Source organism: Pseudomonas sp. FSL R10-2189 (assembly GCF_009600325.1).
In the GTDB taxonomy this organism is placed as follows: domain Bacteria; phylum Pseudomonadota; class Gammaproteobacteria; order Pseudomonadales; family Pseudomonadaceae; genus Aquipseudomonas; species Aquipseudomonas helleri.
The window spans coordinates 128,678-139,927 of sequence record NZ_WIVZ01000005.1 but is presented as its reverse complement, the minus strand read 5'-3'; the positions used below and the strand labels follow the sequence as shown (position 1 = coordinate 139,927).

The window sequence follows — 11,250 nt, the reverse complement described above, 5'->3', positions numbered from 1 at the left end:
CGGCCCCACTGCCAAGCAGTTTTGCAAGGGGTGTGCCACTCCCCGGCAGGCCGCCGAACCGGCGGCGCAGCGGTCTGCGGCGCGGGCGCATTGATGAAAAAACCACAGCTCCGGACCTGACTGTGGAAAAAGCAACAGTGGCCAATGTGTTGTTTCCCCCCCAGTGCGCCTGACTGCGCAGCCGCACGAACTGGCACAGCCCTTGCCCTGTACAACGGATCGACCTTTGAGCGGACACCTCGCATGTCACACGACTACCTCGGCAACCCCATCGACACCGACCACCCCTTGGCGCGTCAGGCGCTGGACGATTTCACCCTGGGTTTTCTCAGCTACCACCCGCGTGCCGAGGGGATTGTGGCCAGCGCCGAGCGCCACCCGGAATCGGCGCTGAGCAATGCGTTGGCCGGCATCCTGATGATGTTCAGCGAATCACCCGAAGGCCCGGTGCTGGCCGAGCGCTTTCGCGCAATCGCCGCGCAGGTGGCCGACCCGCAACCTCGGGCAGCGCTGTATGTGGCGCTGTTGCAGGCGTGGATCAACGAAGACCTCGACCAGGTGCTGCACCTCAGCGAAACGCTGCTCGACCAGTACCCCCGCGACCTGTTCGCGGCCAAGCTCAACCAGTACGTGGAGTTCAATCGCGGCAACTGGCCGGCGCTGCTGCGCATCGCCCTCAAGGCCGTAGCGGCCAGCGACGATATCGCCCAGAGCCACGGCATGCTGGCGTTCGCCTACGAGCAATGCCATTTGCTGGATGAGGCCGAAGCCAGTGCGCGCCGCGCCCTGCAACTGCAAGCGAGCGAACCTTGGGCACAACATGCGCTGGCCCACGTGATGCTGACCCAAGGGCGCATTGAAGAAGGCATCGGTTTTCTGGAAAGCGTCAGCCACCATTGGCAGGGGCTGAATTCGTTTATGTACACCCACAACTGGTGGCATCTGGCGCTGTTCTATTTGGCCCGTGGCGATCAGGCGCGGGTGCTGGAAATCTACGACCAGCATGTCTGGGGCGTGCTGCCGGCGTACTCCCAGGACCAGATCGGCGCGGTGTCGCTGCTGGCCCGTCTGGAGTTGGCCGGGATCGATGTGGGCGAGCGCTGGCAAGCCCTCGCGCCGTACTTGCAGGCCCGCCACCGCGATACCGTGCAGCCGTTTTTGAGCGTGCAATACCTGTATGGATTGGGCCGCGCAGGCAAGCCCGAGGCCGATCAATTACTGCACGCATTGCGCGAGCATGCGCGTGAGGCGCCAGTGTTCAGCCGGGCGGTCTGGGCCGAGGTCACCCTGCCGCTGGCCGAAGGGTTGCTGGCCCATGCCCGTGGTGAACACCGGCTGGCGCTGGAACGTTTGGGCGTGGCCCTGCCCCGGTTGAACGACATTGGCGGCAGCCATGCCCAGCGGGACCTGTTCGCCCAGATCGAACTGGACGCACGCCTGCACGCGCAAGACTGGGCCGGGGCGCAGCAGGTGCTGGAATTGCGTCGCCGTTATGACGGGCTGGATGTACCGACCAACCGGGCGCTGGAGCGGGTGTACCAGGCGCTGGGCTTGCCGACATTGGCGCAAGCCGCCGCAGCGCGGGTTGAGGCGGTGCTTAACACCCCACACACCCCATAACCCCCTGACACCCGTGGGAGCGGGCTTGCTCGCGATGCAGACAACTCGGTATCTCTGCCAGACCACGTTGATCCGATCGCGAGCAAGCCCGCTCCCACAGATTTGGGTGTTTCAGCGGCGGGCTTCGTACACGCCGCGGGCGATGGCGCGGGCCACGCAGGTGGCCGCCGCAGAGCCGATACGGCCGATATCGACCTGGCGGCGGGCGCCAGCGCTCAGTTCAACCTCTCCGCTGGCCAAGGCAAATACGGTGTCGCCATCGAACGGCAAGTGCGCCGGGCGCACCGCCATGGCGATGCCGTCCTGGGCCATGATGGCCACGCGTTTGCAATCGGCGGTGCTCATCTGTGCGGTGCTGGCGACCACCACCAGCGTGGTGTTGGCACCGGCTTGCAGGCGGCCCATGGAATCGAGCCGCGACAGTTCAGGCATCGGATCGTTGCAGTCCTGTTCGCCCTGCGGCCGCGCACCTCCGGCCTCGCCGGCGATTTCCCACGGCCACGCCCAGAAGGTTTCGCCATCGGGCATGTACACCGAGCCGATCGGGTTGGCCACCACCAACGCGGCAACCACAAGGCCGTCGCCCAAATCCAGCGAGGCCGAGCCCAAACCGCCTTGCAGCACGCCCGCCATAGCGCCCCGCCCCGCGCCCGCCGCCCCCAGGTCGAAATCTTCAGCGCAGTTGTTCAGCGCCTCAAAGCCCAGGCGACGATAAGGCGGCTCCAGCCCCCAGTCCTTGTCGCCGTCATTGGACAGGTCGTGCAACACGGCAGCCGGGACGATGGGGATGGCCGGTGCGCCCGCCTTCAAATGCAGGCCAACACCTTGCACCGACAACGCCGCCGTCACCGCATCCGCAGCGCCCAGGCCAAACACCGAGCCGCCAGAGAACACCAGCGCATGCAACTGCCCGACCATGTTCTCCGGCTCCAGCGCCGCCGACTCGCGCCCGCCCGGGCCGCCGCCACGAATGTCGACGCTGGCGGTCCACGGGCGATCGGTGCGGATCACCGTGACACCCGTCTCGACACGTTCATCGATGGCGTGGCCGACCAACAGGCCGGGGATGTCGGTGAGCAAGTTGCGGGGTCCGGGATGTGGCATTCAATCGCTTCCTGAAAAGGTGGTGGTACCCGATGTGGAGCAAGTGATGTGCCAAAGCCGCTAGCGCCGTCAACAGCCGGTTTGCCGCCCACTGCCCCTGTAGAAAAAACAACACCCTGATCGGGCATTGCTACAAAAACACCAACCCCGCTCACACCCGCCCTGCAAGCCGTTGTTAACAAAGGCTTTTCAACAATGGCACAGCCCTTGCTCAAGGCCTTTGCACCAGAGCTTGAGACTGATGCCCCAGAGCATCCGCAACAAGCCGCTACTGACCACTATTTTGCGACGCCAATGCCGTCGCCTTACCCGACAAGGTTGGCCACCCAGCAGGGCGCGAACCGGGGAACACACTGGAGCCTTCGTACCATGACTTCTTCACGTATCACGGGTTTACCCCAGCCGCGCAAGATCTTCGCTCGCAGCCTGTTGTTTCTTGCGGTGTGCGAAGCCGCGACGGCCGCAAGCCCGCTGCTGGCCGCCGAGAGCAAGAGCGACAACCCGCTGGACACCGTCGTGGTGGTCGGCAACCGTGGCCAGGCCCGTACCCTGGCCGAAAGCACCGCGCCGGTGGACGTGATCTCGTCCCAGCAGTTGCTGGCCACCGGCGAGCCTGACCTGACCCGCGCCCTGAACCGCGTGTTGCCGTCCATCAACCTGCCTGCATCGTCCGGCTATGGTTCCGCGTCGGTGGTGCGCCCCATCAGCCTGCGCGGCCTGAACGGCGACCAGGTGCTGGTGCTGGTCAACGGCAAGCGCCGCCACAACAGCGCCCTGCTCAACAACGGCACGTCGCTGAACTCCGGCTCGCAGCCGGTCGACCTGGATATGATCCCCACCGCGTTGATCGATCATGTCGAGATCCTGCGTGACGGCGCCTCGGCCCAGTACGGCTCGGATGCCATCGCCGGGGTGATCAACATCGTCCTCAAACAGACCGACCACGGCGGCAGCCTGAAAACCACCTACGGCCAGAACTACCAAAACGGTGACGGCGAAACCATCCGCCAGACCGGCGACGTCGGCCTTGCCCTGCCCAATGACGGCTTTATCAACTTTGGCCTGGACGTGCGCCACCAGAAAGTCTCCGACCGCTCCGACAAAGCCCCGTACACCGACAGCGCGGGCAACACCAGCCTGGAACACACCTATTACGGCACCGGCCTGCCCGAGGCGCGCAACTTCAGCTTGGGCTACAACGCCGAGCTGCCAGTCAGCGATGACCTGACCCTGTACTCGTTCTCGACCTACACCCGGCGCAACTCGGAAAAGCCCCTGGCCTTCCACCAGCCCGCCAGCTTTGACGGCATTGCCACACCGTTCCCGGAAGGGATCGAAGACACCCTGCGCTTTATCGAAAACGACTTCCAGGTGGCCTTCGGTGGCAAAGGCACCGTCGCCGGTTGGGACTACGACCTGTCCAGCACTTACGGCCAGGACCACGCCGAAGCCACCCTGCGCCACACCTACAACCTGAGCTACGGCCCTGACTCGCCGACCTCAGTCGACACCGGGGTGAAGACCTTCAGCCAGTGGACCAACAACCTTGACCTGACCCGCGCCTTCGACTTTGGCCTGGCCAAACCGACGCAGATTTCATGGGGCCTGGAACAACGCTACGAGAACTACAAAATCGGCAAGGGCGACTACGCCTCTTACGCCAGCGGCCCGTTTGACACAGGCGTCAGCGGCAATCCGATTGCGCCGGGGACTATCTCCGGTGCTGGCACCACGCCTGCCGACGCCGACCAAAAAGGCCGCACCAGCCTAGCGGCTTACGGCGAGATCGGTCAGGACCTGACCGACAAATGGCACGTCGATCTGGCCGGTCGTTACGAGCATTACAACGACGGCTCGGGCACCACCACCAACGGCAAAATCGCCACCCGCTATCAGTTGACGCCGATCCTCGCCGTGCGCGGCAGCGTCAGCACAGGTTTCCGTGCGCCTTCGCTGGCCCAGCAGATCTACAGCTCCACCTCGCAGACCAGCGTCAACGGCAACCTGTTCAACTACCGCAACGTGGCCGTCGACTCTGAAGTGGCCAAAGCCCTGGGGGCCACCACCCTCAAACCGGAGAAATCCACCAACTTCGCCCTCGGCCTGACCCTGCAACCGACCGATGCCACCAGCATCACCCTTGATGCCTACCAGATCAAAATCAAGGACCGCATCGACCAGACCGGCTACCTCGGCGGCACGCCGCAAATCGACGCCATCCTCGGCGCCGCCGGGCTGCCGACCAACCAGGCGGTGACTTACTTCACCAACGCACTGGACACCACCACCCGCGGCATCGACCTGATCGGTGACTACCGCCAGAACCTGGGCGCCTACGGCAACCTGCGCTACACCCTGGGCTTTAACTGGAACACCACTGAAATTGACGACATCCACGCCTCGCCCCTGGCCCAGGCCACCCTCGGCCCGGACGGCGGCTACAACCGTCAGCGCCAGGGCAACCTCAAGCACGGCAACCCGGAATCCAAGCTGATTCTGGGCACCACCTGGACCATCAACAAGTTTGATATCGGCCTCAACCTGACCCGCTACGGCGAGTACACCCAGTACGGCACCGCCGAGATTTACGACCGCACGTTCTCGCCAGCCTGGATCACCGACCTCAACGTGGACTACCACCTGACCTCCAGCCTGACCCTGACGGCGGGCGCCAACAACCTGTTCAACATCTACCCGGAACGCACAAACCTGCCGAGCAGCTCGGGCGCCTTCCCGTACGGCAACTTCTCGCCTTACGGCACCACCGGCGGCTACTGGTACACCTGCGTGACGTACAACTTCTGACCCATTGCCCTGCCGCCCCAGCGGCGGCAGGGCTTTGCCGAACACTTGCACGGAGGCTGTCATGACCCGCCGTACCGACCCATTGATACTGGGTGCCTGTTTCACCGCCAACACCCGTCGCCCGGACTTCGAGCGCCTAAAGGCCCTCGCCCGCAGCGCCGAGCGCGGCACATTCGCTGCACTGAGCTTCACCGAACCGCCCGAACAGTTTGAAGCGCTGACCTTGATGTCGGCGCTGGCCGCCGTCACCGAGCACATTGGCCTCATCGCCAGCCCGCACGACAACGAGCCGTACCACATCGCCCGCAAACTCGCCTCCCTCGACCACCTGTCCAACGGCCGCGCCGCCTGGGGCGTAGCCAGCGAGCCGTCCAGCCAACGCGCAAACGAGCGCCACGACCTGGTGAATGATCTGTGGGACAGCTGGGACGACGACGCTTTTATCCGTGACAAAGCCAGCGGCCGCTATTTTGACCCCGGCAAACTGCACACCCTCAACCATAAGGGCGAACACTTCTCGGTGCGCGGCCCGCTGAACGTCGCCCGCCCGCCGCAAGGCCACCCGCTGCGGGTGCACACTCTCGCATCAGAAGCGGACACCGCCTTGGCCATCCGTGTGGCTGACGTGATCATCACCGGGCACCGCGACCTGCCCGCTGCCCAAGCCTTCTATCAGGACATCAAACAGCGTGCCGCTGCCTTGGGCCGCAACCCTGAACACCTCAAGATTCTGACCACGGTCAACCCGCTGGGTAGCGCGCACAATGACATCGCCGAGCACTTAGAAAACGGGTTCCAGACCCGCGCCTGCGATGGTTTTAATCTGCTGTTCACCGACGCGCCCGACGCCATCGACAGCTTCGTCGAGCATGTGATTCCATTGCTGCAACACCGCGGGCTGTTGCGCCACAGCTACAGCGGCAGCACCCTGCGCGAGCACTTGGGCCTGCCGCGACCGAGCAACCGTTTCAGTGCCAGCATCCACCCCGTGACGGAACCTGCCCATGCCTCTTGAATTCAGCTGGCAACTGCCGCTCTGCGCAGCGGGTGCGGTGCCCGACTGGACGGCGCAGCCAGGGCACTGGATTCAGTTGGCCCAAGCCGTCGAATACGCAGGCGTTGATGGCCTGTGGATACCCGGCGGCTCCCAGTGTGCCGACAGCCTGGGCGTGGCCGCCGCGCTGTGCGCACATACCCGCCACCTGCAACTGACGGTCAGCGTACCGCCGCAAGTGATGCTCCCCGCCGCGCTGGCCAGCACCGTGCAAAGCCTGCAATCGATCAGCAGCAACCGCGTGCGCCTGCACCTGCCGGACAGCCAGCAGAGCACCGCGCGTCACACCTTCGACGACTGGCTCAATCGTGACCAGCGCAGCGAAAGCATCGGAGAATACCTCGACATCCTCGGGCGCCTGTTGCGCGGCGACGACGGTGGTTTCACCTACAGCGGCCGCTACTTCCAACTGGAAAACGCCGGTTATGCCCGCCGCGACTTGCCCGCCCCGGCCATCGTCCTCAACGACAGCCAGAGCCCGGCGCTGATTGCCAGCCAGGCACAGGTTTGCCTGTTGCGGGCGGCGGCGCCTGCACAGTTGCGCCAGGCCATCGAGCGCCAGCGCGCCGCCAGCGTTGAGCCGTCAACACCACTCGCGTTTGCCTGCACCTTCGGGCTGATCCTCGCCGACACCGAAGCGCAGGCCTGGGAGGCCGCCGCCCGGCAAATACCGACGCTACCGGCCGCCCCGACCAGCGAAGCCGAAAGCGTGCTGCGCCTGCAACGCGGTGGCCACCCGCTGCGCCATTTCGAGGTCCATCCCAATCTGCTGCAAACGGCGCCGGGGCAACCGGCCTACTTGATTGGCACCCCGCAACAACTTGCCACCCGCCTGCAAGAACTGCATGGGCTGGGGATCGAACATATCGTGATTCAGAGCCAGCCGTCGGTCAGCGACGTGCTGCGCTTTGGTGAACAGGTCCTGCCCCTGCTGGCAGCTCAGGGCCTGCGCAAGGAGAACGTCTGACATGCCCACATCCGCTAACGGGGCCATCGAGATTGACTGGTTCCTGCCCACCAACGGCGACGGCCGCCACCTGACCAGCAGCGGCCTGCCCAGTGTCGGGTTGTTCCAGCAGGGCGAACGCGCGCCCACCCTCGACTACCTGCGCCAAGTGGTGCGGGCGGCCGAATTGGGTGACTTCGACGGCATCATGGTGCCGACCGCCAGCGGTTTCGAAGACCCTTGGTTGATCACCGCCGTGCTGGCCCAGGAAGTGCGCCGCCTGCGCTTTTTGCTGACCGTGCGCCCCGGCCTCGAACTGCCCGCCTACAGCGCCCACCGTGCTGCCACCTTGCAGTTGCTCAGCGACGGGCGTCTGGATTTGCATGTGGTCAGCGGTTCGAGCCGGTTTGAGCAGCGCTCGCTGGGGGATTTTCTGGAGCATGACGAGCGCTATGCACGCACCGCCGAGTTTCTTGAAGTGTTCCAGTCCGTGTGGAGCGGTCGCAACCAGCCCTATCACGGGCGCTATTACCGCAGCGCAGGCGGCGCCCCCATCGCGCCCCAGGCACCGGCGCCCGCGATCTATTTTGGTGGCGCTTCGCAGGCCGCCGAACAGGTCGGCGCGGCCCATGCGCAAACCTACCTGATGTGGTGCGAGCCCCCGGCGATGATCGCTGAGCGCATCCTGCACATGCGCGAACGCGCCGCCGCCCGCGGGCGCACTTTGCGCTTTGGTCTGCGCGTGCACGTGTTCGCCGCGCCCACCGACGATGAAGCCTGGACGCACGTCGAACAGCTGCTGGAAGAGATCCCCAAAGAGGCCATCGAACGGGCGCAGTTACAGATGGCCGCGTATGAGTCGGTGGGCCAGACCCGCCAGACCGGGCTGGTCAAAGGTCGCGGACGGCGCGCGCGGGAACTGGAAGTGTCGGCCAACCTCTGGGCCGGTGTCGGCCTGGTGCGTGGCGGTGCGGGTACTGCGCTGGTGGGCAGCTATGAACACGTCGCCCAGCGCATCGAGGAGTACTACCAACTGGGCGTGGAGTGTTTTGTGCTGTCGGGTTTCCCGCACCTGGAAGAGGCGATCCACCAGGGCGCGGAATTGCTGCCACTGTTACGACGCATCGCCCGCACTTAGCTCGGTGCGCGCCCCTTGAGCATCCCGTGATTGACCAGCAAGGTGCGCATGGCATTACGGGTGATGCCCAGCAGCGCGGCGGTGCGCAACTGGTTGAAACCGCAAAAGGCAAAGGCCTCGCGCACGATCAAGTCTTCAATGTCATGCAGCAGGGTGTCCCCCGGCACCTCGAACAAACGCAGCAACTGCTCACGCATCACCTCTTGCGGCAGCTTGCTCACCGTACTCACCCCGGACTTGACCACGCTGAGCCCGCCTGAAAACTTCAGGTGCTCCGGGCGGATCGGCTTGTCACCGGCCACCAGCAACGCCAGGTGCACGACGTTTTCCAGCTCACGAATATTGCCCGGCCACGGGTAATCCAGCAGCGCTTGCGTCGCGGATTCGGAGAGCATCGGTTCATTGATCTTCAAGCGCGCGCTGTAAAGGCGGCGGAAGTGTTCCACCAGCGGCAGGATATCCAGCGGGCGCTCACGCAGCGGCAACACCGAAACTTGGGCGACGTTGACCCGGTAAAACAAATCGAGACGGAAATTACCCGCCTCCACCGCTTGCTCCAGATCGACGTTGGTGGCGGTCACCAGCCGTACATCAATCTTCACCGGCTTGCGCGAGCCGACGCGCACCACCTCCTGCTCCTGCAACACGCGCAGCAGCTTGACCTGCAACGGCAACGGCAGATCACCAATTTCATCGAGAAACAGCGTGCCGCCATCGGCCTCTTCGAACCAGCCCGCGCGCCGCCCGGTGGCCCCGGAAAAGGCCCCGGCTTCATGGCCGAAAAACTCGCTCTCGGCGAGGGTCTCACTGATCGCCCCGCAGTTAACCGCAACAAAGGCGCCACGCCGGCCACTGGCCGCGTGCAAATAACGGGCAACCAGCTCCTTGCCGGTACCGGTTTCGCCATTGATCAACACCGGCACCTCACTCGGCCCCACCTGCTGCAAAAAATCCAGCAACTGGCGCGAACGCGGGTCGGCAAACACCAGGGCCTTGGCCCGGATAGACAGGGGGTCCTTTTCACCCTGAGGGAACGTCAAAATCGGGGTCGAATGTCCCAGGGGGCCGCTCATGGCAAGGAATTCCAGCGTAGGTAACGATCGAAGGTAGCGATACTTTACCGAGCGCGGGTTATAGCCAGAAATACTTAAAAAGAATTACGACCAAACTTTTCTGGATATTGGTGGATACAAGAAAGATCAAAGGATCGCGAGCAAGCTCGCTCCTACAGTTTGTGTGTGCATGCAACAGTCGTCGGCTCTTGCGCAACAAGAAGGCATACACCGCCCCCTGTAGGAGCGAGCTTGCCTCGCGATCTTTTAAACGATCGCGAGGCAATGCGGGGCAGGCGTGTTTACGCCTGTTGCGAGCCCTGGACCTTGACGATCCAGCCAGCCGGAGCTTCGACGTCGCCGGACTGGATGCCGGTGAGTTCGTTGTACAGACGTTGTGTCACCGGACCTACTTCTGTCTCGCTGTGGAAGACGTGCAGTTTGTCGCGGTACTGGATGCCACCAATCGGGGTGATGACGGCAGCGGTGCCGCACGCGCCCGCTTCAGTGAAGCGGTCCAGCTCGTCTACGCGTACATCGCCTTCAACCACGGTCAGGCCCAGACGCTCTTTGGCCAGTGCGATCAACGACAAACGCGTGATGCCCGGCAGTACCGAGGCCGAACGCGGGGTCACGAATTGTTTGTCTTTGGTGATGGCAAAGAAGTTGGCCGAGCCGACTTCTTCAATGTGGGTGTGGGTCAGCGGGTCCAGGTAGATGCAATCTGCAAAACCGGCCTTTTTGGCTTCGGAACCCGGCAGCAGGCTGGCCGCGTAGTTACCACCCACTTTGGCAGCACCGGTGCCATTTGGCGCGGCGCGGTCGTAGTCGGAGATCATGAAGTTGCAAGGCTTCATACCGCCTTTGAAGTACGGGCCTACCGGGATGCAGAACACGCTGAAAATGAATTCAGGGGCCGTGCGCACGCCGATGTTGTCGCCCACGCCAATCACGAATGGACGCAAGTACAGCGCGCCACCCGAACCGTACGGCGGGATGAACTGTTCGTTGGCTTTGACCACCTGGGTACACGCGTCGATGAACTGCTCAACCGGCACATGCGGCATCATCAAACGGTCGCAGCTGCGTTGCATGCGCAGGGCGTTTTGATCCGGGCGGAACAAGTTGATCGACCCGTCTTTGCAGCGATAGGCCTTCAGGCCTTCGAAGCACTGTTGCCCATAGTGCAGGGCGGTGGACCCTTCGCTGATGTGCAGCACGTTGTCTTCAGTCAGAACGCCGTTGTCCCATTTGTCGTCGCTCCAGCGAGACAGGTAGCGATAGTCGGTTTTGATGTAATTGAAGCCCAATGTGCTCCAGTCGATACTCGGGACAGACATGATTACCTCGAAAGCTGTTCTTGGCAGGTTATGCGGCATCGGCAAGGTCGATGCCTTTATTACGGGCCAGTGTGCCAGCCACTTACGGCCAGCGCACCGGGGTCATTCAGTATTTGCGAAAAATAACGTGCGGTTCGTCGCGTTGAGCCCTGAAGGCCGAACCAAAGTGGCCATTTTTATTGCACGGAAAA

General features: G+C 63.6%; 8 protein-coding genes. 5 read left to right on the top strand and 3 right to left on the bottom strand.

Translation table 11 applies throughout. From position 1 onward, the window contains the following. The first annotated feature begins 243 nt into the window (after positions 1-243). On the top strand, positions 244-1,620 hold the full coding sequence (locus GHO32_RS06255) for a tetratricopeptide repeat protein (RefSeq protein ID WP_153337012.1): 1,377 nt from the start codon (positions 244-246) through the stop codon (positions 1,618-1,620). Positions 1,621-1,731: 111 nt separating this feature from the next. On the opposite strand, the gene GHO32_RS06250 is transcribed toward GHO32_RS06255, so the two are convergent. After that, positions 1,732-2,724, bottom strand: a complete 993-nt coding sequence (locus tag GHO32_RS06250) for a P1 family peptidase (RefSeq protein WP_153337990.1) — start codon at positions 2,722-2,724, stop codon at positions 1,732-1,734. 369 nt (positions 2,725-3,093) lie between these two features. On the opposite strand from GHO32_RS06250, the gene GHO32_RS06245 reads away from it, so the two are divergent. The 4 genes from GHO32_RS06245 to GHO32_RS06230 all read left to right on the top strand — a co-directional run bounded on the left by GHO32_RS06245 (position 3,094) and on the right by GHO32_RS06230 (position 8,667). Next, the gene (locus GHO32_RS06245; protein WP_153336955.1) at positions 3,094-5,529 is read left to right on the top strand and encodes a TonB-dependent siderophore receptor; all 2,436 of its coding nucleotides are present in this window, start codon (positions 3,094-3,096) and stop codon (positions 5,527-5,529) included. A 61-nt stretch (positions 5,530-5,590) separates the two neighbouring features. After that, complete coding sequence (locus GHO32_RS06240; RefSeq protein WP_153336954.1) at positions 5,591-6,544, top strand: LLM class flavin-dependent oxidoreductase; 954 nt, start codon at positions 5,591-5,593, stop codon at positions 6,542-6,544. Continuing rightward, complete coding sequence (locus GHO32_RS06235; protein ID WP_153337991.1) at positions 6,534-7,550, top strand: LLM class flavin-dependent oxidoreductase; 1,017 nt, start codon at positions 6,534-6,536, stop codon at positions 7,548-7,550. Before GHO32_RS06240 ends, GHO32_RS06235 begins: the two co-directional genes overlap by 11 nt. A gap of 1 nt (position 7,551) precedes the next feature. Then, positions 7,552-8,667 (top strand): LLM class flavin-dependent oxidoreductase, encoded by a 1,116-nt coding sequence (locus tag GHO32_RS06230; RefSeq protein WP_153337992.1) that lies wholly within the window; start codon positions 7,552-7,554, stop codon positions 8,665-8,667. Here GHO32_RS06230 and GHO32_RS06225 read toward each other — a convergent pair. Together GHO32_RS06225 and GHO32_RS06220 are read right to left on the bottom strand one after the other, a co-directional pair. Continuing rightward, on the bottom strand, positions 8,664-9,740 hold the full coding sequence (locus GHO32_RS06225) for a sigma-54-dependent Fis family transcriptional regulator (RefSeq protein ID WP_153336516.1): 1,077 nt from the start codon (positions 9,738-9,740) through the stop codon (positions 8,664-8,666). The two genes, GHO32_RS06230 and GHO32_RS06225, sit on opposite strands and share 4 nt — an antisense overlap. A gap of 281 nt (positions 9,741-10,021) precedes the next feature. Next, positions 10,022-11,059: a branched-chain amino acid aminotransferase gene (locus tag GHO32_RS06220; protein WP_153442796.1), complete on the bottom strand. Its 1,038-nt coding sequence runs from the start codon at positions 11,057-11,059 to the stop codon at positions 10,022-10,024. Positions 11,060-11,250 lie beyond the last annotated feature (191 nt).

Coding starts and splice junctions, on each gene's coding strand:
- GHO32_RS06255 (WP_153337012.1), top strand. CDS start 244: ATGTCACACGACTACCTCGGCAACCCCATCGACACCGACCACCCCTTG.
- GHO32_RS06250 (WP_153337990.1), bottom strand. CDS start 2,724: ATGCCACATCCCGGACCCCGCAACTTGCTCACCGACATCCCCGGCCTG.
- GHO32_RS06245 (WP_153336955.1), top strand. CDS start 3,094: ATGACTTCTTCACGTATCACGGGTTTACCCCAGCCGCGCAAGATCTTC.
- GHO32_RS06240 (WP_153336954.1), top strand. CDS start 5,591: ATGACCCGCCGTACCGACCCATTGATACTGGGTGCCTGTTTCACCGCC.
- GHO32_RS06235 (WP_153337991.1), top strand. CDS start 6,534: ATGCCTCTTGAATTCAGCTGGCAACTGCCGCTCTGCGCAGCGGGTGCG.
- GHO32_RS06230 (WP_153337992.1), top strand. CDS start 7,552: ATGCCCACATCCGCTAACGGGGCCATCGAGATTGACTGGTTCCTGCCC.
- GHO32_RS06225 (WP_153336516.1), bottom strand. CDS start 9,740: ATGAGCGGCCCCCTGGGACATTCGACCCCGATTTTGACGTTCCCTCAG.
- GHO32_RS06220 (WP_153442796.1), bottom strand. CDS start 11,059: ATGTCTGTCCCGAGTATCGACTGGAGCACATTGGGCTTCAATTACATC.